The 24,592-nt window shown below is 46.7% G+C and carries 28 protein-coding genes; 2 read left to right on the top strand and 26 right to left on the bottom strand.

What is annotated here, in order from left to right; genetic code table 11:
* Positions 1-42 precede the first annotated feature (42 nt).
* The 22 genes from glgD to rbr all read right to left on the bottom strand — a co-directional run bounded on the left by glgD (position 43) and on the right by rbr (position 18,508).
* Positions 43-1,182 carry a glucose-1-phosphate adenylyltransferase subunit GlgD gene (gene glgD / locus J2Z34_RS10215; RefSeq protein ID WP_209459765.1) on the bottom strand — a complete coding sequence of 380 codons (1,140 nt, stop codon included), beginning with the start codon at positions 1,180-1,182 and terminating at the stop codon, positions 43-45.
* Positions 1,182-2,315, bottom strand: a complete 1,134-nt coding sequence (locus J2Z34_RS10210) for a glucose-1-phosphate adenylyltransferase (protein WP_209459764.1) — start codon at positions 2,313-2,315, stop codon at positions 1,182-1,184. Before J2Z34_RS10210 ends, glgD begins: the two co-directional genes overlap by 1 nt.
* Positions 2,312-4,231 carry a 1,4-alpha-glucan branching protein GlgB gene (gene glgB, locus J2Z34_RS10205; protein ID WP_245250616.1) on the bottom strand — a complete coding sequence of 640 codons (1,920 nt, stop codon included), beginning with the start codon at positions 4,229-4,231 and terminating at the stop codon, positions 2,312-2,314. Before glgB ends, J2Z34_RS10210 begins: the two co-directional genes overlap by 4 nt.
* 278 nt (positions 4,232-4,509) lie before the next feature.
* Entirely contained in the window at positions 4,510-5,412 is a 903-nt protein-coding gene (locus J2Z34_RS10200; RefSeq protein ID WP_209459763.1) for an RluA family pseudouridine synthase, read from the bottom strand.
* Positions 5,413-5,432: 20 nt separating this feature from the next.
* Entirely contained in the window at positions 5,433-6,032 is a 600-nt protein-coding gene (yqeK, locus tag J2Z34_RS10195; RefSeq protein WP_209459762.1) for a bis(5'-nucleosyl)-tetraphosphatase (symmetrical) YqeK, read from the bottom strand.
* On the bottom strand, positions 6,010-6,630 hold the full coding sequence (gene nadD / locus J2Z34_RS10190) for a nicotinate (nicotinamide) nucleotide adenylyltransferase (RefSeq protein ID WP_209459761.1): 621 nt from the start codon (positions 6,628-6,630) through the stop codon (positions 6,010-6,012). The genes yqeK and nadD overlap by 23 nt, the downstream gene beginning before the upstream one ends.
* Positions 6,630-6,923 carry a ribosome assembly RNA-binding protein YhbY gene (yhbY, locus tag J2Z34_RS10185; RefSeq protein ID WP_209459760.1) on the bottom strand — a complete coding sequence of 98 codons (294 nt, stop codon included), beginning with the start codon at positions 6,921-6,923 and terminating at the stop codon, positions 6,630-6,632. The genes nadD and yhbY overlap by 1 nt, the downstream gene beginning before the upstream one ends.
* An 8-nt stretch (positions 6,924-6,931) precedes the next feature.
* Entirely contained in the window at positions 6,932-8,209 is a 1,278-nt protein-coding gene (obgE, locus tag J2Z34_RS10180) for a GTPase ObgE (protein ID WP_209459786.1), read from the bottom strand.
* Positions 8,210-8,330: 121 nt separating this feature from the next.
* Positions 8,331-8,630, bottom strand: a complete 300-nt coding sequence (gene rpmA / locus J2Z34_RS10175; RefSeq protein WP_023388656.1) for a 50S ribosomal protein L27 — start codon at positions 8,628-8,630, stop codon at positions 8,331-8,333.
* A gap of 2 nt (positions 8,631-8,632) precedes the next feature.
* Positions 8,633-8,965, bottom strand: coding sequence for a ribosomal-processing cysteine protease Prp (locus tag J2Z34_RS10170; RefSeq protein WP_209459759.1), 333 nt, complete (start codon positions 8,963-8,965; stop codon positions 8,633-8,635).
* A gap of 1 nt (position 8,966) precedes the next feature.
* Positions 8,967-9,281 (bottom strand): 50S ribosomal protein L21, encoded by a 315-nt coding sequence (gene rplU / locus J2Z34_RS10165; RefSeq protein WP_209459758.1) that lies wholly within the window; start codon positions 9,279-9,281, stop codon positions 8,967-8,969.
* A gap of 119 nt (positions 9,282-9,400) precedes the next feature.
* On the bottom strand, positions 9,401-10,810 hold the full coding sequence (locus J2Z34_RS10160) for a ribonuclease E/G (protein ID WP_209459757.1): 1,410 nt from the start codon (positions 10,808-10,810) through the stop codon (positions 9,401-9,403).
* A gap of 20 nt (positions 10,811-10,830) precedes the next feature.
* Positions 10,831-11,937, bottom strand: coding sequence for an FtsW/RodA/SpoVE family cell cycle protein (locus J2Z34_RS10155; protein WP_209459756.1), 1,107 nt, complete (start codon positions 11,935-11,937; stop codon positions 10,831-10,833).
* Between the two features lie 109 nt (positions 11,938-12,046).
* Positions 12,047-12,310, bottom strand: coding sequence for a cell division topological specificity factor MinE (gene minE / locus J2Z34_RS10150; protein WP_209459755.1), 264 nt, complete (start codon positions 12,308-12,310; stop codon positions 12,047-12,049).
* 13 nt (positions 12,311-12,323) lie between these two features.
* Positions 12,324-13,121, bottom strand: a complete 798-nt coding sequence (gene minD, locus J2Z34_RS10145; RefSeq protein WP_209459754.1) for a septum site-determining protein MinD — start codon at positions 13,119-13,121, stop codon at positions 12,324-12,326.
* A gap of 22 nt (positions 13,122-13,143) precedes the next feature.
* Positions 13,144-13,782, bottom strand: coding sequence for a septum site-determining protein MinC (locus J2Z34_RS10140; protein WP_209459753.1), 639 nt, complete (start codon positions 13,780-13,782; stop codon positions 13,144-13,146).
* A gap of 118 nt (positions 13,783-13,900) precedes the next feature.
* Positions 13,901-14,389, bottom strand: coding sequence for a hypothetical protein (locus tag J2Z34_RS10135; protein WP_209459752.1), 489 nt, complete (start codon positions 14,387-14,389; stop codon positions 13,901-13,903).
* The gene (gene mreC, locus J2Z34_RS10130; RefSeq protein WP_209459751.1) at positions 14,389-15,246 is read right to left on the bottom strand and encodes a rod shape-determining protein MreC; all 858 of its coding nucleotides are present in this window, start codon (positions 15,244-15,246) and stop codon (positions 14,389-14,391) included. The genes J2Z34_RS10135 and mreC overlap by 1 nt, the downstream gene beginning before the upstream one ends.
* The gene (locus J2Z34_RS10125) at positions 15,243-16,250 is read right to left on the bottom strand and encodes a rod shape-determining protein (protein ID WP_023388646.1); all 1,008 of its coding nucleotides are present in this window, start codon (positions 16,248-16,250) and stop codon (positions 15,243-15,245) included. The genes mreC and J2Z34_RS10125 overlap by 4 nt, the downstream gene beginning before the upstream one ends.
* A 22-nt stretch (positions 16,251-16,272) precedes the next feature.
* The gene (radC, locus tag J2Z34_RS10120; protein WP_209459750.1) at positions 16,273-16,953 is read right to left on the bottom strand and encodes a RadC family protein; all 681 of its coding nucleotides are present in this window, start codon (positions 16,951-16,953) and stop codon (positions 16,273-16,275) included.
* A gap of 29 nt (positions 16,954-16,982) precedes the next feature.
* Entirely contained in the window at positions 16,983-17,564 is a 582-nt protein-coding gene (locus J2Z34_RS10115) for a Maf family protein (RefSeq protein ID WP_209459749.1), read from the bottom strand.
* A 356-nt stretch (positions 17,565-17,920) separates the two neighbouring features.
* On the bottom strand, positions 17,921-18,508 hold the full coding sequence (gene rbr / locus J2Z34_RS10110; RefSeq protein ID WP_209459748.1) for a rubrerythrin: 588 nt from the start codon (positions 18,506-18,508) through the stop codon (positions 17,921-17,923).
* Between the two features lie 318 nt (positions 18,509-18,826).
* Here rbr and J2Z34_RS10105 point away from each other — a divergent pair, with 318 nt between their 5' ends.
* Positions 18,827-19,468 (top strand): ABC transporter ATP-binding protein, encoded by a 642-nt coding sequence (locus J2Z34_RS10105; protein WP_209459747.1) that lies wholly within the window; start codon positions 18,827-18,829, stop codon positions 19,466-19,468.
* On the top strand, positions 19,461-20,222 hold the full coding sequence (locus J2Z34_RS10100; RefSeq protein ID WP_245250615.1) for an ABC transporter permease: 762 nt from the start codon (positions 19,461-19,463) through the stop codon (positions 20,220-20,222). The genes J2Z34_RS10105 and J2Z34_RS10100 overlap by 8 nt, the downstream gene beginning before the upstream one ends.
* Positions 20,223-20,264: 42 nt before the next feature.
* Here the strand turns inward: J2Z34_RS10100 and J2Z34_RS10095 are convergent, their stop codons facing one another.
* From J2Z34_RS10095 to rpsA, 4 genes are read right to left on the bottom strand one after another with little or no spacing between them, the layout of a single operon-like run.
* The gene (locus tag J2Z34_RS10095; protein WP_209459746.1) at positions 20,265-21,164 is read right to left on the bottom strand and encodes an FUSC family protein; all 900 of its coding nucleotides are present in this window, start codon (positions 21,162-21,164) and stop codon (positions 20,265-20,267) included.
* 6 nt (positions 21,165-21,170) lie between these two features.
* Positions 21,171-21,965, bottom strand: coding sequence for a sulfurtransferase (locus J2Z34_RS10090; RefSeq protein ID WP_209459745.1), 795 nt, complete (start codon positions 21,963-21,965; stop codon positions 21,171-21,173).
* Positions 21,966-21,974: 9 nt separating this feature from the next.
* Complete coding sequence (locus J2Z34_RS10085; RefSeq protein WP_209459744.1) at positions 21,975-23,417, bottom strand: aminoacyl-histidine dipeptidase; 1,443 nt, start codon at positions 23,415-23,417, stop codon at positions 21,975-21,977.
* Positions 23,418-23,419: 2 nt separating this feature from the next.
* Positions 23,420-24,592 (bottom strand): 30S ribosomal protein S1, encoded by a 1,173-nt coding sequence (gene rpsA, locus J2Z34_RS10080; RefSeq protein ID WP_209459743.1) that lies wholly within the window; start codon positions 24,590-24,592, stop codon positions 23,420-23,422.

Here is a 24,592-nt window from a genome sequence, read left to right as displayed (position 1 = left end):
CGGTCCGGTGTTTCCGGACCGCATTGAATTTATTCAAAGCCGCTATAGTATGGTTCCCTTGTCGACAACCACAGGATTCTTAGGATCTCCCTTGAGCTCCGTTCCTTCTGTTATGATGACCTGCTTGTCAGTTATGACGCAGTTGAGGCTGCTGTTCTCCCTTATGTCGCCGTTCTGCATTATTATAGAATTCTCCACAACAGCACCCTTGGCAACATTTACTCTTCTGAACAGCACTGAATTGCGCACAGTACCCTCTATCTTGCACCCGTTTGCTATGAGTGAGTTTTCAACCACTGAGTCGGGATGGTAATACGAAGGGACCTCATCCTTTACCTTGGTGAGTATAACCCTGTCCTGGAAGAACAGGTCTACAATGTTGTTTTCATTTAGCATGTCGATGCTTGCCTTGTAGTAGTTCTCGGTGGAATTGATGCACCTTACGAGCCCGTTGAACCTGTAGCCCTTTACCTTGTATTTGGCTGAAGCAAAATGGAGAACATCTGTAAGATACACATTCTCTCCTGTAGCAACAGCATCAGTGATCAGGTCTACAAGAAGCTCCTTCTTTACAAGGTACATCTCCATGGAGATCTTCTTCCTATCCTTATCGGTTACTTCCTTTCTTTTTATGTTCTTGCCCACAGCTACAACGTTCTCGTATTCATTCAGCGTAACTGTATAGCACCTGTCGAAGTGGACATTGCTCTGGCTGACCTCCCGGTATACGACCGTAACGTCAGCTTTGGTTTCAAGATGCTGCTTCAGCACATCCTGGTAGTCTATGTTGCAGACCATGTTGCTTCCGGTGATTATGACATACTCCCCATGAGCTTCAGTAAGGAAGTCCAGGTTGGAGAAGTAGTTGTGGATATCTCCACGAAGCTGTGTCATCGTCTCAGCGTTGCTGTATGGCGAAAAATAGAATATACCGCCATTCTTCCTGTCAAGGTCCCATTCTGCACCGCTCTTGATATGGTCCATAAGCGACCTGTACTTGTCGTTCAGGAATATTCCAACAGTATCGACACCCGCATTCATCAGGTTTGAGAGCGCGAAGTCAATGATCCTGTATCTGCCCAGGAACGGGATGGAGGCTATTGGTCTGTTGTAGGTAAGCTGCTTGATGTAGTAGTCGCTTTCGCTCAGGTTTATGAGACCTATCAATTTATTCCTGTACATTAGACTGCACCTCCATAAACTTCATTCTCGCCTACCACTGCAATCTCACCCTTCTCGTCTATAACGGAGTTGTCTGGTATCACTGCACCTTCGCCGATCATGGCTTTCTTTATCACTACGTTCTTTCCTATTCTGACATTTCCCATAATCACTGAATCAAATATCTCGGTTCCCTCTCCAACTATTACCTTAGGAGAAAGGATTGACCTTCTCACTTTGCCTTTTATCAGACATCCCTCGACTATAAGCGAATCCTTGACGTCAGCGGTCTTCGAAAGGAACTGAGGAGGCATTGAAGGATTCTTGGAGTATATCTTCCAGTTCTTGTCGCTTATGTTGAGCTCAGACTCCTGGTCAAGAAGATCCATGTTTGCTTCCCAAAGTGAATCCAATGTCCCTACGTCTTTCCAGTAGCCCTTGAACGGATATGCATATACCCTTTCCTCATTGTCAAGGAAAGCGGGAATGACATTCTTTCCGAAGTCATCCATGTCCACACCTGAATTGATGCCTTCCACCATGTATTTCTTGAGCATCTTCCAGTTGAATATGTATATTCCCATCGATGCAAGGTTTGATTTAGGATTCTCAGGCTTCTCTTCGAATTCGACTATCTTCATCTCAGTATCGGTATTCATTATTCCGAACCTTGATGCCTCGTCCCATGGTACCTCAAGTACTGCAATTGTGACCGCAGCTTCCTTTTCCTTGTGAAATTCAAGCATTGCCTGATAATCCATCTTGTATATATGGTCCCCTGAAAGTATCAGGACAAAATCCGGATCGTAGTCGTCTACGTAGGAGATGTTCTGGTAAATGGCGTGAGCCGTTCCCCTGAACCATTTCTCCTCGGTGGCGCTTGCATATGGCTGGAGTATCGTAACTCCTCCATCTCTTCTGTCCATGTCCCATGGGGACCCAATTCCGATGTGGGTGTTCAGTACGAGGGGCTGATACTGTGTCAGGACTCCTACCGTGGAAAGACCTGAATTGGCGCAGTTGGACAGCACGAAATCAATGATCCTGTACTTTCCTCCAAATGGCACCGCAGGCTTTGCAATGCTCTTCGTGAACTTTCCCAGCCTTGTGCCCTGGCCGCCTGCCAGAATCATGGCTATCATTTCTTTTTTCATATTGTTACCTCCTTGATCTTCTTGGGTTCTATTATCAGTACGGATAATGGCGGCAGTATGACCTGGATAGAATACTGCTTCTTGTCTTGAGGTATTTTTTCTGTCGTATATTCATCCTTGGAAAATTTCCAGGTTCCTCCGTGTTTCTCAAGCTCCGTGTTAAGGAGCTCCGCATACTCACCTTCAAAAGGCACTCCGATTCTCACATCATCCCTCTGCACGGGAGTGAAGTTGCACGCCACAACCAGGAAATCCTTCCTGTCCTTGGCATATCTGATGAAGGTGAAGAGGCTGTGGTCCTTGTTGTCGGCATCAAGAATATCGATACCGTCGTATGAATCATCTATCTCATGAAGGCATTTCCTTTCAAGATACAGGTGATTAAGCACCTTCACGAATTCAATGTGCTTCTGGTGGGATTCATGCTGAAGAGCGACCCATTCCAGCCCTTCCCTGAATCTCCATTCAAGCCACTGGGCTATCTCGCTGCCCATGAAGTTAAGCTTCTTGCCCGGATGGCACATCATATAGGCCATGAGTGTCCGAAGGCCTGCAAACTTCATACAGTCATCACCGGTCATCTTGTTGAGAAGCGAGCCCTTGCCATGGACTACCTCGTCATGCGACAGCGCAAGCATGAAATTCTCGCTGAAGATGTACATGTAGGAGAATGTAATGAGGTTATGGTGATACTTCCTGTACATGGGATCAAGGCTGAAATATTTCAAAGTATCGTTCATCCATCCCATGTCCCACTTGAAAGTGAATCCAAGCCCTCCATCCTGTATTGGATGGGTTATCTTCGGGAAAGCAGTGCTTTCCTCAGCTATCATAAGTGCTTCAGGATATTCCTGGAAAACCTTCCTGTTCAGCTTCTTCAGGAAATCTACCGCCTCAAGGTTAGTGTTGCCTCCGTATATGTTCGGCGTCCAGGGACCGTCGTCGTAGTCAAGATAAAGCATGCTTGACACAGCGTCAACCCTCAGTCCGTCAATGTGGTACATCTCTAGCCAGAATATCGCATTGGATATCAGGAAGCTCTGTACCTGGGACTTCCCAAAATCAAAATGGGTTGTTCCCCACCTGTTGTTGTTGGCCTTGTTCGGGTCCTGATACTCATATGTCGGTGTGCCGTCGAACAGATAAAGCCCATGGGCATCCCTGCAGAAATGTGCCGGAACCCAGTCCATTATGACGCCAATGCCCATTTCATGGCATTTGTCCACAAAAGCCATAAGCTCCTTCGGTTCACCATATCTTGAGGTGGCGCTGAAATATCCGGTGATCTGGTATCCCCATGAATCATCCAGCGGATGCTCCATCAGAGGCATGAGCTCAATGTGCGTGTATCCCATCTCTTTGACATAAGGGATAAGGTCAGAAGAAAGCTCTGAGTAAGTGAAGTACCTTCCGTCCCAGTGCCGTTTCCATGAGCCGGCATGCAGTTCGTAGATGTTCACTGGTGACCGGTGGATTGGATTTGACCTCTTTGTCATGTACCACTCGTCATCGGTCCATTCAAAACCATTAAGGTCCTTGATGACAGATGAAGTCTTAGGCCTGACCTCTGACCAGAAGGCATAGGGATCGCTCTTGTACAGCTCCCTTCCGTCCTGTGTCACAACAATGTACTTGTATGCAGTGCCTTCATGAATGCCAGGAAGAAACACCGACCATATGCCGGCGGCTCCAAATGGCTTCATCTCAGTCTTTCCCCAACTGTTGAAATCACCTGAAAGATGTACGATCCTTGCATTAGGGGCCCATACGGTGAACTGCACCCCATTCACACCATCAATGGTAAGCATATGTGCTCCCATGAATTCATAGCTTCGAAGATGTTCACCTGAATTAAAAAGAAAATGATTGAATTCGGTGTTCATGGACTTTTCCATGCTGTCCGTACCTGCTGCCATTTGCTACCTCCATGGGTCATATTAGGCTAATAGATAATCATTTGCTTTGCATGAGTGTATAAAATACGATATTTTGATTATCAAACTGGTTATTTTAACATTTTATTTCATGATAACGCTTTCTAAATCCATAATACCATATTTCAAATGTCTTTTATACTCACACTTTGCATGATACAGCCATTTGAAGCCGAAAAAAGGAAGTGGATTAAGCCGCTGAAGGCTCGATAATCCACTTCCATTATATCGCAATTTGATATGCAAAGTTATATTTTTCTCTATGCTTCTCTATGGAAACCAAGTTTTTTGAGTAGGTCGGACATATCCTGCTTGAGCGGTGCCTTCAGGTCAAGACAATCTCCCGTCATGGGATGATTGAACATCAATTCATGAGCATGCAGCGCCTGCCTCCCTATGAGGTCAGATCCTGATCCATAGAGTGAATCCCCAAGGATTGGAAATCCAAGATGCGACAGGTGGACCCTTATCTGGTGAGTCCTTCCCGTGAGCAGCTTCAGGCGAAGCAGGCTATAGCCATTTGCCCTTTCAAGCACCGACACCTCAGTTATGCTCCGTTGCCCCCTGTCATCGATGATCCTCTGGTAAGGACCGTCAGGGTCCCTGAAAATCGGAAGGTCAATCCTTTCCACATCATCAGGGAAATCGCCTGCTACAACAGCCAGGTACCATTTGTCCACCCTGTCCTCCTGCATGAGCGAGGACATCCTTGAATGGATGAACTGGTTCTTTGCAAGTATTATGAGCCCGGAGGTATCCATATCAAGCCTTGAAACAAGCCTTACAATAGTCGGCTCACCCTTCGCCCTGAAATGGTGGATTGCAGCGTTCGCCAGAGTCCCGGACTGGTAGCTCTTGGTTGGGTGCACTACCATGCCCGGATCCTTGCTTAGTACAAGCATCGAGGCATCCTCGTAAATCACTTCGATCGGTATGTCCTCAGGCTCTATGTGCTGTACCTCTTCAGCCTCCAGAAGTACGTCTATCTCATCGCCTTCCCTGAGGATGTAGTCAAGCCTTACCCTGTTGCCGTTGACATGTATTCTGCCCTCCATAGCGCTTCTCTTGATGAGTCTTGAGGAGAGCTTCATCTGGTCCTTAAGGAATTCCCTTATTTTTTTCCCGTGATGGAGCTCTGCTATCGTCATATTTATCCTGTCCATGCCATGGGTGCCCTCCATAATCATATGTTTGCCTTAGAGTTAATTCTTATTCTATCCCTGACAAGTACCAGGAAATGGTTTCTTGCGTGCAGTGTATCAGGGTCTATGTACTTCCCCGACTTCAAGAGGTATGTGAGACTTAGGTCAAGTCCCATTAGCATTGCAGCATCAAGATTTTTCAAAGCTGCCTTCCTGAGTGCTTCAATACCCTTGAAATCCCTGTCCTCCTCAATCATGTCAGCAAGGAACACAACCTTGGCGAGGTCGCACATTCCAGGTGTCCCTGTGGTGTGCCACTTTATCGCTTCAAGGATCTCCATATCTGAAATTCCTGCTTCAATCTCTGCAAACACAGCTCCTGCAAATCCGTGCAGGACTTCAGCAGGCCGGTCTGCATCCTTCAGCCCTTCAGGATGACTCATGAGATACTCACGAAGCTCATTTTCACGCATATACTTCTTGCAATCGTGTAAGTAAGCAGCGAGCCTTGCCTTCTTTGCATCCAGTCCATGAATCTTTGCAAGCTCACCGCTGGCTTTTACTACTCTCAGCGTGTGCAGGTACCTGCCTTCTTTAAGGTGCTTCCTTATATATCCGTCAATCTCCGATTCTGTCCACATCTCTGCCTCCGTAAAGACTGTTGTCCAATATGTACCGTTCCACCTTTTCAGGAACCATGAACCTTATGCTTCTTCCTTCAGACACCCTTCTTCTTACATCGCTAGAAGATATTTCAAGAATAAGGGAGTCAAGTAACTCGGGCTCGTGGCCAAGTGAACGGACGAAGTCAAGAGCATTCTTCCTCATCTCGTGAGGATAGAACCTCCTCTCGAATACAGCGAGCTTCGAAGCTGCAAGTATCCTGCCTGGCTCCCTCCATTTTGAAAACTCTATGAAGGAATCCTCACCGATGATGAAGAATAGTTCGTCTAGAGGGTACATATCCTTCAGATGCTCCATCGTCAGGTAAGTGTAGGACACATCTTCCTTTAGTATCTCGTAGTCTGAGACGATGATTTTCTCAATGCCAAGAAAGGCCAGTTCAAGCATATCCAGGATATGATCCGGATTTCTTTCTTCAGCCTTCTTATGTGGAGGTATGTAGTTCGGCATCACTATGAGCCTGTCGAGACCCAGTACTTCGATGGCCTCGACAGCCATATAGATATGTCCGTTGTGTACGGGGTTGAAGGTTCCCCCTAGTACCCCCGTCTTCATCAGCGCGGGAGCTCTATTTTGGGATTATTCTTGCTTTTCTTGTAAAGCACGATCTTGCTGCCGATTACCTGGACACCTTCACAGCCAAGTGCCGAGCAGATCTCGTCTGATGCTTCCCTTGGATCCATTCCGCTGTTGTCAAGAACGCTGAGCTTGATGATCTCCCTTTTCTCGAGTGCAGCTTCAATCTGGATGAGGAAAGGAGCTTCAATACCACCCTTCCCAAGCTGGAATATCGGTTCAATCTTGTTTGCGAGGCTTCTTAAGTAAGCCCTCTGCTTAGTTGTAATCATATTTACTCCTATACGTAGAATTCGAATTCGAAATTATTAAGCCTTACTATGTCTCCATCGCCTATGCCCATTTCCCTGAGCTTGTCGAGCACTCCCTTATTCTTGAGTACCTTGTGGAAATATCTCAATGAGTCAGGATTTTCGACATTCACGACATCAAGAAGCCTGTCTACAAAGGATCCGGAAACTACGAACACGCCATCTTCATCCACATTGATCTCGTAGGTGAAGTGCTTTTCTTCAGGGATGAAGAAGTCGTCCAACGTGTACAATGTCTCTTCAACCGGTATCTCGGAAAGCTTTTTAGCACATGCCTTCAGCAGATCATCAACTCCGGCTCCGGTTGCTCCGGAAATCCTGTAAATATCAGTGTAGCCGAGCTTTGCGACCTTTTCTGCGAAATCTTCGAATATGCTATCTTCGTATACCAGGTCAGACTTGTTCATTGCAATTATCTGCGGTCTTGAAGCAAGACGCTCGTCATATTTTTTCAGCTCCTCGTTGATCATCAGGAAATCCTCATAAGGGTCCCTGCCTTCAAGTCCGGAAATGTCAATTACATGTACAAGAAGCCTTGTTCTCTCGATGTGTCTCAGGAATGCTATTCCAAGTCCTACACCTTCTGCTGCTCCTTCAATAAGTCCCGGTATGTCTGCAATGACGAATGGGTTGATTCCCGCAAGGCTTACAACACCGAGATTCGGAGTAAGTGTCGTGAAGTGATAGTTGGCGATCTTAGGGGTAGCCTTTGTCACCTTTGAAAGCAGAGTAGACTTTCCTACGTTAGGGAATCCGAGGAGTCCCACATCAGCAAGAAGCTTAAGCTCAAGAGTTACAGTCCTGTCCTCAGCGGGCATTCCAGGCTCTGCGAAATCAGGCGCCTGCCTTGTCGGAGTCGCGAACTTTGCGTTTCCTTTTCCGCCCCTTCCGCCTCTAAGCACAGTGATCCTGCTGTCTCTCTTTGAAAGGTCCGCAATTATCTTTCCGGTTTCCTTGTCTTTGATCACTGTTCCCATGGGAACCTTAATGACCAGGTTCTCTCCTGCCCTTCCGTAGCACCTTGAAGCACCGCCGCCTATTCCATCCTCGGCAATATACTTCCTCTTGTATTTGAAATCAAGGAGGGTAGTCATATCGGGATCGACCTCGAATATGACATCTCCGCCTTTTCCGCCGTCGCCGCCGTCTGGTCCTCCGAGGGGAACGTATTTCTCTCTCCTGAAGGAAACCGAGCCGTTTCCGCCCCTGCCGCTCTTAAGGTATATGTCAGCTATGTCTATAAACATGTTCATTTTCTCACCGCCTGTATTTTCCGGCAGGGTTTCTGCCATAAAGCTTGCATCAGTTCAATTATACCCAAATGAAGGGTAAAAGAAAACCTGCCTATTCAGCAGGTTGAAAATACGATTATTCAGCTATTGCTTCCAGCTCTACCTGGTAAACGCTAGCTTTCTTCTTGTCCTTGCCAAGTCTCTCGTATCTTACGACACCATCGATCTTAGCGAACAAAGTATCATCTTTGCCTATTCCAACATTGGTACCGGGATGGATCTTAGTCCCTCTCTGCCTTACCAGTATGTTTCCTGCAAGTACAAATTGTCCGTCGGCTGACTTAACGCCGAGTCTCTTTGACTGAGAGTCTCTTCCGTTTCTTGTACTACCTCCGCCCACCTTGTGCGCGAAGAACTGAAGGTTCATTATAAGCATGGTTACACCTCCTCTTCGATTATCTTGATATGATCACCGTATTGGGCCTCGATTGCCTGCATACCCAGCCTGAGAGTCTCAAGAAGTACCTGGGCCTTTTCCTTTTCAGCATCATTTGCTTTGTCGATGCTCATCGAGAAATAGCCGCCATCCTGTCTCATGTCAAGCCTGTTTGGTATCTTCAGGATTTCATCGATCCCATTGTAGATCATCATGCACTGAGCCGTAGCCGCAGCGCAGACTATGTCTTCTCCATAATTTCCGTAATCAGCATGTCCTTCGAAAGTGAAGGATATGAGCATTCCGGATCTTCTCAGGAATCTAGCCTCCAGCATATTACGCTTCGATCTTCTCGATCAGGAGCTTAGTGTATGGCTGTCTGTGACCCTGCTTCTTTCTGTAGTCCTTCTTTGGCTTGTATTTGAATACAATAACCTTCTTTGCCTTGTCCTGGGCAACTACCTTGGCAACTACCTTTGCACCGTCTACAACCGGAGCGCCTACCTTGAGCTCTCCTTCTGCTGTTGTGACTGCAAGGACATCAGTAAGCTCAACTGTTGAATCAACATCAGCGATGAGCTTCTCAACGTATATGACGTCGCCTTCGGATACTCTGTACTGCTTTCCACCTGTCTTCAAAACTGCGAACATAAAACTTTCCACCTCCTCATACCAGTACTCGCCATCGAGGTAAGCATGCTTTTTAAAACCTCTTCTGTGCGGCCTACAAGATATTGTACCACCTGCACCCAAGATATGTAAAGTAAAAATTACGGATTTATCAGATATTTCTCCTTATCCCGGACCTGGGTCCCGAATATGAGCGGTTCCAATATAAAATGCTCATGTGTTCCTGAGAAGGTCAGATAGATTCTCCTGTCGCCTGCATCGATGCTGTCTATGAAGCCTCTGATGTCTGCTTCGATCCTGGCCCTGAACCGTTCGTTAAGAGAGATATGGAAATCCCTGACATCGGCTGACTTCAGCTCTCTTTTCAGCTCATTCCTGATGAGCCAGAGCGTGTATTCAAGGGAAAGAAGCTGATCTCTCCCGCAGCAGGGACATTTTTCGCTTATATGGCTTCTGACACTGAGTCCCCTTCCCCTTCTTGCAATCTGCATTATTCCCAGTTCGGTGAGAGGGTAGGCAGTAGATTTGCTATGGTCCCTCATTAGCTCATCACTTACCTTCTGAAGCAGCGATTTTCTGCTGTCCTCATCCTTCATGTCAACGAAGTCAATCGCAATTATACCAAAAAGGTTCCTGAGGCGTATCTGTCTGACGGCTTCCGCTGCGGCAGCAAGATTCAGCTCGAGTGAGGAATCCTCACGGTTCCCCTTTCCTTGCTTTTTGGCACTGTTGACGTCGATGACATGCATTGCCTCTGTGCTTTCGATTACGAGGTTTCCTCCTCCTGTCAGTGTTACCTTCGGGTTAAGAAGCTTTACTATATCCTTCTCAATTCCGTAGAAGTCGAAAAGACCCTGTGGATCCCTGTGAAGAAGGGACGGAAGTGAAAATTCACTTTTAAGGTGATCCCTGGTTTCTTCAGAGTCAACATATATAAGGTTCAGATCCGTGAAGTTGTCGCGTATGACTCTTCCAAGAACTGATTCATCTCCGAATATTTTCCTTGGTCCGATTCCATTCTCAGCCTTCCTGAGCGCTTCATCGAAGGCGGCCTTCAGCTCCTTTGCTTCCTCAAGAATATCCTCCCTTGAGGCTTCAAGTGAAGCTTCCCTGTAAAGCACCCTGTAGCCATCAACAGTCTTCAGGTTCCCGTGCTTTTCAAACAGTGCCTCCGGTTCTATCTTTTGAGAGTATGTGATTCCTTTTCCGATGGAAAGGACTATGTATTTTCCTGCAATGGAGACCTTGTCGGTAACCTTTGCCCCTTTGCCCCCGGATTTCTCCTTCAGCACCTCGACAAGTATGCCCTGACCTTCCCTGAAGTCCTTCAGCCTTGCCTTGTCCTGAACGAACATGTAGGCGTTCTTCACATCACCTATATCGATGAAGACAGAGCTAAGCGAAGCTACCGTATTCTTTACGACACCAAGTATAAGGTTCCCGGGAAGTATTCCCTTGTCCTTTTCCTCAAAATGGCATTCTGTCAGTACACCGTCCTCCTTGACAGCTATTCTTCTGGTCCAGCTGTCCTCTATGAATATCTCCTTCAAATTACAACCTCCAATAAGACTTAGAATAAGGTAGTCTTTCTCTTCATTCCTACATTAAGCACCATTCCAAGTGCAATGAAGGTAGTAAGGACTGAGCTTCCCCCATAAGATACAAGCGGCAGCGTTATGCCGGAAATAGGCATGAGCCCCATGGTCATTCCAATATTCTGAAGTATCGAGAACAGGAAGATAGAGAAAACTCCAACCGCTATGCATCTTCCGAAAAGGTCCTCAGTTGTCTTGGCAATCCTTATCATCCTGTACATCATATATCCGTATAGTGCAAGGAGGAATACCCCTCCAGCCAAACCGAAGTTTTCCGATATTACCGAGAATATGAAATCAGTGTGGTTTTCAGGGACTCTCCTGTAGAATCCTGCGGTCTCCGAGCCCGTCAGCTTACCTGAACCTATGGCGATGATGCTCTGTGAAAGCTGATAGTTTATCCCGAGGTCGGAGCCTTCCTGGTAAAGGAACGACGAAAGCCTTGCCTTCCAGTGGCTGGGCAAAAAATCAGTATTCAGGACAAAAATGACTGCAGCTGCAATGAAACCGAATCCGCTTCCAATTACCTTCATCGACAGCCCAACGGAAAAGAATATTCCAAGAGTTATGAAGAAGGTTACCATGGTGAGTCCCATATCTGGCTGAAGCATCATGAGAATCATGGGAATAAGTGCGTATATGGCAGTTTTGACAAAGCCCGTTACGGTATTGACATCGCCATCGGTCTTATGGAGCCTTTTTCCCAGCATCATCATCGTGGTCAGCTTGGCAAATTCAGCTGGCTGGAGCCCTCTCTGCCCGATGGAGAACCATCCGGCGGCACCCTTTACCTTTGAAGTCGCAAGTACCACAAGAAGCATCACTACTGTGATCCAGTAGAGTACTTCAACAATTTTATAAATCATCCTGTAGTCCAGCAGGAGTATGACATAAACAACGAAAAGTGAAACCAGGAGCCAGGTCAGCTGAAGACGTGCATAGTAGATGCCAGATGTCTCGTAGGTAGCCCTATAAATGTTGTAAGCGCCAAACATGAGTATTGCGACCGCTGGGATAAGTATTCCCAGGTCGATCTCACGAAGCTGCTTCTTGTCTATCATGAACGATCTTAAAAAATTCATACGATTTCTCCAATAAAATAAGATGCTGCAGGTCAATAGCATAATTCTAAACCATACAGCATCTTTTCGCAATTAAAGGACCCTTAAGTTAGTATTAAAGAATACCTGATTAGCCCTGCCTCATCTTCTTGATCGGAATGTTGGCGACGAGTGCCGGTACTGAGCCATATTCCGTCTCTGTGGTTGTCATCTGGAGCTCCATGTCGGCATCGATCTCCACATACTTCCTGAGTACATCCATGATCTCGTTCTTTATGTTCTCAAGAAGTTCAGGAGATACATCTCCCCTGTCATGCATAAGTATCAGCTTCAGCCTGTCCTTTGCAACCTCCTTGGAACCTGTCTTTTTCTTGAAGAAACTAAAAATATCCATTCTCCAGCCCCCCCTATCTCTTTTTGAAAAGCTTCGACAGCTTTGTGAGGAAGCTCTCTTCCTCAGGCTTCAGGTCAAGCAGTGGAACATCTTCCCCGGAAATTCTCCTGGCGATATTGAGGAAAGCGGATCCTGCCCTTGTGCCTTCCACGAGAACTATAGGCTCGCCCTTGTTTGTGGATACTGTTATGCTCCTGTCATCAGGAACCACTCCGAGAAGCTTTACTGAAAGTATCTCCAGTATGTCGTCTATGTTGAGCATGTCGCCGTTCTCTGTCATTTCATAGTTAAGCCTGTTTATTATAACCCTGTGGTTCTCAATTCCCTTGGCATCCAGCTTTCCGATGACCCTGTCAGCATCTCTTACGGATGTGACTTCAGGATTGACTACGATTATTGCGCTGTCAGCTGCAGCGATGGAGTTTTCAAATCCCTGCTCTATTCCAGCCGGGCAGTCGATGAGTATGTAGTCGAACTCTTCCCTGAGGTCATTGACTAGTCCTATCATCTGATCAGTGGAGATGTCGTTCTTGTCCTTTGTCTGTGCTGTAGGCAAAAGACAAAGGTTTGGAAGCCTCTTGTCCTTGATGAGCGCCTGCTTGAGCTTGCACCTTCCGTCAAAATAGTCGATCATGGTGTAGACGATCCTGTTCTCAAGACCCATCAGGACATCAAGGTTCCTGAGTCCTGTGTCACCGTCTATTACGACTACCTTCTTTCCCATCTGTGCAAGAGCAGTTCCGATATTGGCTGTAGTCGTAGTTTTTCCGACTCCGCCCTTTCCTGAGGTTATTACGATTGATTCTGCCATGTTTTCATTCTCTCCTTTGAACTTAGATGATGAATTTTCCCGGATTGTAAGGCTCAACATAAATGGCGCCATCCTTTAGCTTTGCCACTTCAGGATAACTGGTCTTGTTCGATTCGGGTGGTCTTGCGAATATGCCCGCTATCGAAAGAAGCGCCGGCGTCATTCCTATGGCTGCTATGATGGCATCCTCGTTTCCTGATGAACCTGCAAATACCCTGCCTTTTAACTGTCCCATGATGATTATGTTCCCTTCGGCATGTATCTCGGCACCGATGTGGACATCACCAACCACCACTACGTTTCCCGGGTAGTCCACCAGGGCTCCTCCTCTGAGGCTCTTTGTGATGAATTTGGTCTGTCCTTCATTTATACCTTTGAATACCTTTGGAAGGTCCTCTCGCCTGTTTGATTCTTCAAACTGTATGCTTGGGATGTTAAGCTCTCCCATGAGAGACTGTCTGAGATAGTCCATCTCCTGGTCCTTCAGCCTGATCGGATATGTCGTTATAAACATGGCATTTCCGTCATAAAATTTCCGAAGCGGCTCCATCTTCTGTCTGATTGCATCAGCAAGCTCCTGCATGGAGCTGAATTCCATTAGATTGATAAGAAGGTTCAGCCCCTTCCTGTTTCCCTTTATCTGAAGTCTGTCGATCCCCATTTCAACCTCCGTTAATGCTGCGATTTAACGCTCAACTCCTATTCTATAAGAATCAGAGAAATAATGCTATAGCGAAAGATGGCATAAAAAAGTAAAAATCCTTGTGCCCAAGGATTTTTTAGAATTTCCACTCTTTTTTCATATACGGCACACGCCTTAAAGAAACGATGCTTCCGTGCATTAGAAGTGCGAATATCAGGGTATGTATTCCAGATACTGGGATGCTGTAGGCATTTGTTCCAAACCCGAATAATGAGAGGAGTGATAACATCACAAGACTCTTGATCAGTGCTCCACCTGTTGAAAACAAGACCTCAGCTGAATGCCTTCCTTCCTTCAGGGTTGTGCCAATCTTTGATAATCCAAGGAATATGAGCAGGTTGAGGAGCATGTTCATCCCGAACGCATACGGGAAGAATATGTCCTGAAGGAAGCCTGTAACAAGCGCCATAAGAAAAGCATCATCAAAGTCGCCCTGTACTGAGAAGATAGAACCAAAGGTGAAAAGCAGGCTTCCATAAGCTCCCCATGCGCTAAAAAATGGAACCATGGTCATGTCTAGAAGAAACAGTGCAAGGGAGATGAATGAGAGTATTGCAAGCCTCACTAATACTCAACCTCCCCCGGTATCTTCGGAACAACTACATAGAGCTTTTCAGCCCTGTCAAAATCCACAGCAGGCTTTACGACTGCCGTCATCATGAGCTTTCCCTTGTCCTCTGCAACTGAAACAACCTCACCCACATATATGTCGGGAGGATAGAATCCGCCAAGTCCGCTTGTGACTATGCTGTCTCCAGCCTTGACCAATGAATCCGCAGGCAGATATGTGACCTTTGCCAGCTGCTCGTTGCCAGCGCCTCGCTGACCCTGCAGGATACCGGAATTCTCGCTGGTCTCAACTACCTTCACATGGATTGATATGTTTTCGCTTGATATGGTCTCGATGATTGAAAATGAACCAGATACCTCTGTGACCTGCCCCACTATGCCGTCAGGCGACATCACGGCCATACCCTTCACAATTCCGTCGTTTGAGCCTCTGTCGATCGTATACGCAGTTATGATTCCGCTTCCTGTGACGTTGATTATGTTCACGCCAAGATAATCATACTCTGCCCTTCTGTCCTTGAAGGAAAACATGGACTTCAGCGACTCATTCTCGGTTTTCATCATCTCATATTCCCGGAGCTTTGCTTCAAGCTCGGTATTTGCCTGGGAAAGCTGAGCGTTTTCAACCTTTATGTCCTCATAACGGAGAAAAAAGTCAATCAGTGTTTCAAGCCTCTTATTTGCCGAATACATGACCATCTGGACTGGACCTAAAGCCGCACCGGCTCCGCTTTCAATAAGTGTCTTGCGGTCGCTGGCAACGGTTGTTCCCATTAGTATTAAAAGGATGGCTGACGCCGAGATTACTCTCGATGCCAGCCTGTTCCTTAAAAGTGCAATTATCCGATTCATCTCGAGATCTTGTCGAAGTTGTCCAGAGCCTTGCCGGCACCAAGGACCACACAGTCTAGTGGAGCATCGGCAATCATAACCGGCATGTGGGTCTCATGGGTTATGAGTTCTCCGAGTCCCTTCAGCAGAGCACCTCCACCTGCAAGCATTATACCCTGGTCCATGATATCTGCTGCAAGCTCAGGTGGTGTCTTTTCAAGAGTTGTCTTTATTGCATCTATGATGTCGCTTATCGGCTCGTGAAGGGCTTCCCTTATCTGAGCCTCAGTTACCTGTATTACCTTTGGAAGTCCTGTCACCAGGTCCCTGCCCTTGACATCCATGACTCCCTCTTCAGTTCCCTCCACCTTGAATGCGGAACCGATGGTCATCTTGATGTTTTCTGATGTCCTCTCACCTATCATCAGGTTGTATTCCCTCTTGATGTAGGCAACTATCGACTGGTCAAGCTCGTCTCCAGCTATCCTGAGTGACTTTGCAACGACTATGCCGCCTAAAGAGACAACCGCCACTTCAGTCGTACCTCCGCCGATATCAACGATCATTGAACCAGTAGGCTCGTCTACAGGAAGTCCTGCGCCTATTGCTGCAGCCATTGGCTCTTCCATAAGGACAACTTCTCTGGCTCCTGCCTGCTTTGTTGCCTCAAGGATTGCTCTTCTCTCAACTTCAGTAACGCCTGAAGGGAAGCAGACTATTATCCTTGGCGCAGTGAAAGCGCTCTTGGATGCCGTCTTCTCTATGAACTGCCTCAGCATTGTCTGGGTAATGTCGAAGTCCGCGATTACTCCATCCTTAAGCGGTCTTACCGCAACGATGTTTCCGGGTGTCCTTCCTATCATCCTCTTGGCTTCCTCGCCTACCGCAAGAGGTTTGTTGGTCTGTGTGTTGAACGCAACAACCGACGGCTCCCTGAGAACGATCCCCTTTCCTTTTATGTACACCAGGGTATTGGCTGTTCCGAGGTCTATGCCCATGTCCCTGCTAGTTCCGAATAAACGCATTGATTTTTCTCCTTTCAGTCTGTCAAAGTAAATTTTTTTCTTTCAAGCTAATATAGGTTCCATCACCTATTATGATATGGTCGAGAAGCTCGATCCCTATTATCTTGCCCGCTTCCCTGATCCTTTCGGTAGATGCGATATCCTCGCTGCTTGGTGCGGGATCCCCCGAGGGGTGGTTGTGTGCAAGAATTATAGATGATGCGCTCTTCCTGATTGCTTCCTTGAATATCTCCCGCGGATGAACTATGGATGAGTTCAGGCTTCCGACGGATGCCGACGTCACTCCGATCACCATGTTCTTGGTATTCAGGAGAACTACCTTAAGCACTTCCTTCCTGTAGCTCCTCATCTCGACCATCAGGAGATTGGCTGCCATATCAGGAGATGTTATCCTCAATGAATCACCTGACCTGTAGGTCAGAAATCTCTTTGAAAGCTCAGCTACAGAGAGTATCTGACAAGCCTTTGCTTCCTTGATTCCTTTTACCTCCATGAGTTCCTCCTTGGAGGCCTCAAGAAGTCCGTTGATTCCGCTAAATATGGAAATCAGACGGTGAGACATTGCGATGACATTTTCATCCTTGGTTCCGGTGCGGAGGATTACAGCGAGAAGCTCGCTGTTGGAAAGGCTTTCAGCTCCGTACCTGAGCAGTCTTTCCTGGGGTCTTTCCATTTCGGGCATATCCATGATCCTGTTTTCCATAAAAACCTCCTGGATTATGACCCGTTCCATTAACCTAGAATATCAAGTTCCTTGAGATTCTTGTACAGGGCATTCAGCGGCAGACCCATCACATTGTAATAGTCACCTCTGATCTCTTCTATATATTTCGAGCTTTCACCCTGTATTCCGTAGCCTCCTGCCTTTCCTGCCCAATCAAGGGTATCAAGGTAGTCTTCCATCTCATCATCGGTCATTTCCATGAACTTGACATCAGTCCTGACCGAAAAACTGCTGTCGGTAATGCCGTCAGCTGAAGTGATGGAGATTCCGGAGTATACGCTGTGCCATTTTCCAGACATGGACCTTATCATTGCAGATGCATCTTCCCTGTCGGCTGGCTTGCCATAGATTGTACCATCGAGAGACACAATGGTGTCCGACCCGATTATCAGAACATCCTTTGAATCTTCAAAAAGATTCCTGACACTATGTGATTTTGACCTCGACAGCTCCATGACATACGCTGATTCGTCTCCTCTGAAGGGAATCAGACTCTCATCGAAGCTTGAGACCATAATTTCATATTCAGGCAGGATGCGCCTCAGCAGCTCCTGTCTTCTTTCAGATGCCGATGCAAGGACAAATTTCAATGTTCCACCTCCAAAAGCATGGGACTCAAAATGAAACAGCCTGATGCCGCTCCTTTTTCGTCTCATATAGTGTAACATTCACAATGACAATCCACAAGAACCATGATTTATTTTCAATGTTTTTTAAGACCCTGCCAATTTGAAAAAGCAAATTCAGGCCCTCTGAAAATACTGGAAAATTTCCAGAAGAAAGCCCAGGAATCATTTCGTATGTCTACATTTTGCGCAGAAGCCATTTTTTCAAACTTTTGAAATGAACCTTCACCAATTAGTATATCAGAGTGGATAAGGACGTGAAAAGCCGGCGTCTTCGCGACACCGGCTTAATCACTGCAATATGCTTTTAATTCCTATTTCTACCAGGCTTTGCAGGCTACCTCGAAGTATGACCTGTCATGCAGGCATGCAGGGCACTTCGCTGGTGCTTCAAGACCCTCATAGATATATCCGCAGTTATTGCACTTCCAAAGCACAGGCTCTGACCTCTTGAAGTATGCACCGCTCCCTACAAGAGCTGCAAGTGTGCTGTATCTTTCCTCATGCTCCTTCTCAACCTTGGAGATGTTGTCGAAGGCTAGCGCTACATCATTGAAGCCCTCTTCCCTTGCAGTCTTGGCAAATGATGGATAAAGGTCTGTCCACTCCTCATGCTCGCCTGCAGCTGCAGCTTTAAGGTTGGATACGGTATCCTCGAATAGTCCTACAGGATAAGCTGCTGTGATTTCAAGCATGGTGTCGTTGAGGTCCTTGACAAGGAACTTGTAGAATCTCTTTGCATGTTCCTTCTCATTTTCAGCTGTCTCATTGAAAATGTCAGCAATCCTCAGATATCCTTCCTTCTTGGCTACACTTGCATAGTATACATACCTGCTTCTGGCCTGTGATTCTCCGGCAAAAGCCTTGAGAAGATTTTCTGCTGTCTTTGATCCTTTACATGAGCTCATTTGCAATCCTCCTATTTATAACGATTATAATTTAATAATAGTTATTAATTTGGCGTTTGTCAAGCAAATCGGGGATATCTGGTCAATAGTTCCGAAGATTGAAGATCATCTGACAAATTTCCCGTATCAATGCCTAACCTTTCAGCCTTTAATATAACCATTATCACCTCAACCTCTATTATACATCCTTGCGCGTTGATATTTATAAGGTCAAAGTATAATTTCTGTTAACTTTACAGAAGCTGGTCAAATTTTGAACAAAAGTTGAAAAGTCTGTTGTGGATGTCATATAATTAACCGGATAATGGGGGTGAAAATTTGCTTGAAATTAACAATATAAGCTATGTGGCAGACAATAAACATATACTTGAGAATATAAGCTTCGCAGTTGGCAAAGGAGAGCTCATGATGGTTTCCGGCCCGTCTGGAAGCGGCAAGAGTACGCTCTTAAGGATCATAGGTGACCAGCTGTCTCCTACATCAGGCGACATAAGGTTCAATGGGAGAAACATCCTTGAATACAGGCCTGAGGAATACAGACAGCGGGTATCGTATGTTTTCCAGACGCCTACCCTGTTTATGCATACAGTAATCGAGGACCTGGAGTTTCCTTACAGGATCAGGGAAATGGAGCCTGACCTTGAAAGGATAAGGGAACTTCTTCCAGAGGTAGGTCTGACTGAGGACATACTTACCAAGGAATCGCGGGTTATCTCTGGTGGAGAAAAACAGAGGGTTGCACTTCTTAGAAGTCTGCTCATTTCTCCTGACATCCTCCTGCTTGATGAAGTCACGGCATCCCTTGATAAAGAGAATGCCCGTATGATAGAAGACACGGTAAGGAAGCTTTCTGAGAGAGGAATCACTGTAATCTGGGTGACGCATGACCAGGATCAGCTGGGGCTATCTGACAGGGTGCTTATGATCCGTGAAGGAAAGGTGGTGGAAAGTCTTGCCTGAAGCAGAAATAAGTCTGTACTCCCTTGCGTTCTCTTCTGTTCTTGTAGTAATTGCCCTTGCCATATCTCTCAGGGAACATCTGAAGCTTGAGAAGGACATCGTAATAAGCATACTGAGGGCCATAGTCCAGCTTATAGCTGTGGGATATGTCCTGCAGTATGTGTTCGGACTTGAGAGCTTCCTATTCACATTTTTCCTTCTGGCAACGATGATCCTGAATGCTGCATACAATGCAAAGAAACGCGGAAAAGGAATCGAGAACGCATTCCTGATTTCGTTCGCTTCAATAGGTTCAGGAACTGCAGTGACATTAGGGATACTTGTGCTCACTCGTACGCTGAGATTCGTGCCGTCCCAGATGATCCCGGTTGGAGGAATGATAATCAGCAATTCGATGATTGCAATTGGCCTATCCTATCGCTTTATGGGCACTGCCTTCAAGGACAGGAGGAACGAAGTAGAGACCAAGTTGTCTCTCGGTGCTTCACCCTTTCTTGCATCAAGGGAAATCGTCAAGGAATCCATAAGGACTGCGATGATGCCGACTGTGGATTCTGCAAAGACCTTAGGTATAGTCTCGCTTCCCGGAATGATGTCCGGACTGATACTTGCAGGGGCAAGCCCGCTGACAGCTATAAGGTACCAGATCATGGTTACCTTCATGATTCTCTCAACCACTGCGATAGCAGCGTTCATAGCGTGCTATCTTGCATATAGGGGATATTTCAACTCGAGGAGCCAGTTGAGGGCATAGAAAAAAAGCAGCTTTATCAGCTGCTTTTTTTCATATGCAGCATCAGCTGCCCTTTACATATTCTTCCATCAAAACTGAAAGGGCAGTCAGAAGCTTCTTCAGATTGTAGTTGAAGATTGCGGTCTCACCTGTGACGGTTCCATCGGCTGGAAGCTCTCTCTCAGGAAAGTCGATACCGATAAGCCTTCTGAGCATCACGTTGTTCTCCCTGGTAACAGGCTGTGACCTTCCCATCATGGCCAGGGACTCAAGATGTATATATACCCTTTCCGCCTGATTTTCCATCTTTTGGAGATATTTTGATTCGCCGACGTCATATCTTCTAAGATAGGGGATCTCCTCCGACAAGGCCTTGACTGATGTCTTGAAGGAATCGAGGTCCTTTGTCAGGTCTGGCAAACCTTCATCCAGGTCAAGGAAGAGCATCTCGCATATGGTAGCAGAGGCCGTATTCCTGAACTTAATGAATGTTTCCCTTGTGGAGCGCATCAGGTCCGGAGGCGCTATTGCCAGATTGATGAATGTGGCGACACCGATTCCCATAAGCGTATCCAGAATCCTCCTCATGGTATATTCCAGAGGGGTTACATCCCTTCTTCCAGCGATAATCAGGATTACAACTGAAGCGCTTATCCCTATTGACCTTTTTATCCCAAGCCTGTTGCAGGCAAGTATGACCAGCATGACTCCCACTGACATCCTTACGGGATTGGAAAGCGGAAGGTAAAGCATGGCAAGGGCGGACATCGCACCCATGAAGGTTCCAGTGACCCTGTTAAAGCCAGCCTTGAGGCTTGACACCATAGACGTCTCGATGCATATCACGCTCGCGAACGTTATGTTGAATGCGTCTGTGCCGGGGATGACGGTTGCCAGAAAGGACGAAACGAGGACAGCCAGACCTGTCTTTACGGTCCTCATCCCGAAGTATTTGATGTGCAAGCGCATCTACTCCTTTATGGGTTCGTTATCGTAACTTATATAGTCACTGAAGCTGCCAACGTAAAGACGTCCTTTCCTGCCAAGCTCGTCGAACAGCATTATGTTAGTACAAGCGGTTACACCCGATCCGCAGTGGAATATGACATCGTCGAAGGCAGAAGCCTTCTCAAATGAATCCTTTATGAATTCCATATCCTTTAGCGAATTGTCCGGATTGAAGCATTTCCTGTAGAAGATGTTTATGGTATTAGGGATGCGGCCCTTCTTTCTGTCGATGGGTTCAACAAACCCTCTCCATCTTTCTTCGCTCCTGGAATCTACGACAACCTTGCCATAAAGCTTCTCCTGCTTTGAATATTCCAGGATCTCCTCATATGGTGCTGTCATCGATTCGTCAGGAACAAGTGTTATCTTTCCTTTCTCCGGCTTTGGTACTTCAGAATCCTTTTCCACGTCGGTGAATTCTGAGTAACCCCTTAATAGCACGAAAACGTCCTTAAGACCGTAGTACTTCAGCATCCACCAGAGTCTTCCCGCGCTGTCGTTGCCGCCATTGTCATAAATGACGACTCTGGAATCATCGCTAAGGCCAATTGACCTGAGCTTTTCCTGAAAGGTCAGAACATCTGGCAGCGGATGCCTTCCCCCATGCTGGAGGACTGGTCCCGCCATGTCAAGGTCGAGGTCCAGGCTGAAGGATCCCTTGTAGTGGTCTTTCAGGTATTCATCTCTCTTCCTTGCATCGATCACTGTCAGATCAGGTTCAGTTCTTAAAAATCCGATATCCTTGAAATTTTTCATAGCTGCCTCCTATCTGAGATCCCTGAGCACTTCAAGCAAAAGGTCGTAGGTCCTTGCGATAGAAGAGATGCTGATATGCTCTTCCGGGGTGTGGACATCAAACATATCCGGCCCCAGTGAGATCATATCAAGACCGTCTATCTTTTCAGAGAGTAGTCCGCATTCGACTCCCGCATGGATTGCAGTAACCTCTGCATTTTTACCATATAGCCTCTTGTAAGTGTCAATGAACCTCTGCCTTATCTTCGAGTCCCTGTCATAGTTCCATCCCGGATATGAGGAGCTCACCTCAGCAACTGCACCGTAGCTCGCCGCCAGGGTCCTGACCTTTTCCAGCGTCAGCTTCTTCCTGGTTTCAACGCTGCTTCTTACTGCGAACTCAAACTTTACACTCTTCTCATCCGTCTGGAGCACTCCGAGATTCAGGGATGTCTCTACAAGGCCGGGTATGTCCTGAGAATAGTTCAGCACTCCGTCCGGAAGCAGAAGGAGAAGTTCTTCAGCCTTCCCTGTTGTTTCCTTGGTGAAGGTCTCTGATGGAAGTGAGGCTGACTCTGCAGTAACCTTCAATTCAGGGTCCTGGGTCTTGATTTCAGCTAAGGCAACACCTGCTACAATCTGTACCTCTTTTTCGAAGCCGTCCGCATCTCCTCTTACAACCACAAGTGCCTCAGATTCCCTGGGGATGGCGTTCATCTTTGAACCGCCTGAGATTTCAGTAATCCTCAGGTCGTACTTCTTGCAAAGATGGTGCAGGATCCTTCCGAGTATCTTGTTGGAATTACCTCTTTCTTTATGTATCTCCATGCCCGAGTGGCCGCCTTTAAGCCCCTTGACCTGTATCCTGAAGGCAGAGCCTTCAGCAGCTTCATGTACAACAGGCAGGCTGACTATCTGCCTCGCTCCTCCTGCACAGCTGACAAGGAATACTCCCTCTTCCTCAGAATCAAGGTTGATCAGTGTCTTCCCGTGAAAATGCGATCCATCGACTTTTGCTGCACCTAAAAGCCCAGTCTCCTCCTCGACGGTCACAAGCACCTCCAGTGGAGGATGGGATATGTCGTCGCTGTCAAGGACAGCAAGTGCATATGCAATTGCTATTCCATTGTCTGCACCAAGCGTCGTGCCTGAGGCATATATATAGTCGTCGACAATTCTGAGCTTAAGGGGATCATTCATGAAATCATGGACAGTGTCCTTGTTCTTTTCATTGACCATGTCCATGTGTCCCTGGAGGATCACTGCAGGTGAATCCTCGTAGCCCGGGGAGCCATTCTTCCTGATGATTATGTTAAGGACTTCGTCCTGAACAACCTCAAGTCCCCTTGCTTCTGCAAAGGACTTAAGGTAGTCGCTAATACCCTTTTCGTTCCCTGAACCTCTTGGAATCATTGATATCTCTTCAAAATATCTCATTACCTTTTCAGGCTTTAGCCCAGAAAGCACACCCATTCCTAATCCTCCTTGAATTTGTCGAGAAGCCCCTTGAACATGTCCCCCAGTGTCAGGTTGTCATCCTCATAGTACCCGGCTTCTCCTTTTCCTTCTGCATCCTTGATTGAAAGGCTTACCCTCTGCTTGTCAGGATTGACATCCAGAACCATTACCTTGACCTCCTGTCCTTCCTTGAGTGCTTCCTTTGGACTGGACACATGGGAGCTGCTTATTTCGCTGACATGGACGAAACCTTCAAGTCCGCCGCCGATTGCGACGAATGCACCAGAGTCTATAAGCTTGGAAACTGTACCCGGGACAATATCGCCTCTCTTTACTGTGAGGTTTGTTTTCCATGGGTCTTCAGCTTTATCTTTCAGTGAAAGCGAGATCCTGTCCTTCTTTCTGTCGATCTTCAGTATGTGCACTATGACCTTTTCTCCGACTGACACGACCTCTGAAGGATTGTTAACCCTCTTATATGATAAGTCGCTGACATGTGCAAGACCTGTAACTCCGCCAAGGTCAATGAACGCACCGTATGGAACTATGCTTTCAACGGTTCCTTCCATGGTATCCCCTTCCTTCAGGGTGAGAAGGAGCTTTTCCTTGAGCTTAATGTTATTTTCAGCAAGGAAGGCTTTCCTTGAAAATATGAGCCTTCTGCCGTCCTCCTCATACTCTGCTACCTTGACATCAAGTTCCTTTCCTTCAAGCGACTTCAAATCCTCGATATATCTGTCCGATGCCATCGATGCAGGCATGAAGCCTTCGATGCCCATATAGGACATCCTGAGTCCGCCCTTGACGACTTCCTTCACCCTGACCTTCAGTGGAGTACCCTTTTCAAAGGCTTCTGCGAGGCTGTCCCTTGAAAGCATGGCTGTAGCTTTGATTTTTGACAGCTTGACATTACCTTCGCCATCATCAGCCTTAAGCACGATCACATCAATGTCATCGCCAGCTGAAAATAATGAAGTAAGGTCAGCATCATGGTCATCAGTCAGTTCTTCCCTGGAAACCACTCCATCGCTGAAATGATTGATGTTGACGAAAACCTCGTCCCTGGTTACTTTGATTACCTTACCCTTGAGTATGTCGCCTTCATTAAGCCTCTTTACAGAATAGCTGTCCAGCGCATCCATCATTGACATTTCATTTTCTTCCTGTGGGTTGTTCTTATTATCTTCCAT

Origin of the sequence: Youngiibacter multivorans (assembly GCF_017873395.1) — a bacterium.
Lineage (GTDB): Bacteria > Bacillota > Clostridia > Clostridiales > Clostridiaceae > Youngiibacter > Youngiibacter multivorans.
The sequence above is the reverse complement of the archived record's forward strand: the minus strand, read 5'-3'. Positions and strand labels throughout refer to the sequence as shown.

Excerpts from the sequence above, each read along its gene's own strand:
- glgD (WP_209459765.1), bottom strand. The coding sequence starts at position 1,182 with ATGTACAGGAATAAATTGATAGGTCTCATAAACCTGAGCGAAAGCGAC.
- J2Z34_RS10210 (WP_209459764.1), bottom strand. The coding sequence starts at position 2,315 with ATGAAAAAAGAAATGATAGCCATGATTCTGGCAGGCGGCCAGGGCACA.
- glgB (WP_245250616.1), bottom strand. The coding sequence starts at position 4,231 with ATGGCAGCAGGTACGGACAGCATGGAAAAGTCCATGAACACCGAATTC.
- J2Z34_RS10200 (WP_209459763.1), bottom strand. The coding sequence starts at position 5,412 with ATGGACAGGATAAATATGACGATAGCAGAGCTCCATCACGGGAAAAAA.
- yqeK (WP_209459762.1), bottom strand. The coding sequence starts at position 6,032 with ATGTGGACAGAATCGGAGATTGACGGATATATAAGGAAGCACCTTAAA.
- nadD (WP_209459761.1), bottom strand. The coding sequence starts at position 6,630 with ATGAAGACGGGGGTACTAGGGGGAACCTTCAACCCCGTACACAACGGA.
- yhbY (WP_209459760.1), bottom strand. The coding sequence starts at position 6,923 with ATGATTACAACTAAGCAGAGGGCTTACTTAAGAAGCCTCGCAAACAAG.
- obgE (WP_209459786.1), bottom strand. The coding sequence starts at position 8,209 with ATGTTTATAGACATAGCTGACATATACCTTAAGAGCGGCAGGGGCGGA.
- rpmA (WP_023388656.1), bottom strand. The coding sequence starts at position 8,630 with ATGCTTATAATGAACCTTCAGTTCTTCGCGCACAAGGTGGGCGGAGGT.
- J2Z34_RS10170 (WP_209459759.1), bottom strand. The coding sequence starts at position 8,965 with ATGCTGGAGGCTAGATTCCTGAGAAGATCCGGAATGCTCATATCCTTC.
- rplU (WP_209459758.1), bottom strand. The coding sequence starts at position 9,281 with ATGTTCGCAGTTTTGAAGACAGGTGGAAAGCAGTACAGAGTATCCGAA.
- J2Z34_RS10155 (WP_209459756.1), bottom strand. The coding sequence starts at position 11,937 with ATGAATTTTTTAAGATCGTTCATGATAGACAAGAAGCAGCTTCGTGAG.
- minE (WP_209459755.1), bottom strand. The coding sequence starts at position 12,310 with ATGGATATTTTTAGTTTCTTCAAGAAAAAGACAGGTTCCAAGGAGGTT.
- minD (WP_209459754.1), bottom strand. The coding sequence starts at position 13,121 with ATGGCAGAATCAATCGTAATAACCTCAGGAAAGGGCGGAGTCGGAAAA.
- J2Z34_RS10140 (WP_209459753.1), bottom strand. The coding sequence starts at position 13,782 with ATGGGGATCGACAGACTTCAGATAAAGGGAAACAGGAAGGGGCTGAAC.
- mreC (WP_209459751.1), bottom strand. The coding sequence starts at position 15,246 with ATGAATCGGATAATTGCACTTTTAAGGAACAGGCTGGCATCGAGAGTA.
- J2Z34_RS10125 (WP_023388646.1), bottom strand. The coding sequence starts at position 16,250 with ATGCGTTTATTCGGAACTAGCAGGGACATGGGCATAGACCTCGGAACA.
- radC (WP_209459750.1), bottom strand. The coding sequence starts at position 16,953 with ATGGAAAACAGGATCATGGATATGCCCGAAATGGAAAGACCCCAGGAA.
- rbr (WP_209459748.1), bottom strand. The coding sequence starts at position 18,508 with ATGAGCTCATGTAAAGGATCAAAGACAGCAGAAAATCTTCTCAAGGCT.
- J2Z34_RS10090 (WP_209459745.1), bottom strand. The coding sequence starts at position 21,965 with ATGAAAAATTTCAAGGATATCGGATTTTTAAGAACTGAACCTGATCTG.
- J2Z34_RS10085 (WP_209459744.1), bottom strand. The coding sequence starts at position 23,417 with ATGGGTGTGCTTTCTGGGCTAAAGCCTGAAAAGGTAATGAGATATTTT.
- rpsA (WP_209459743.1), bottom strand. The coding sequence starts at position 24,592 with ATGGAAGATAATAAGAACAACCCACAGGAAGAAAATGAAATGTCAATG.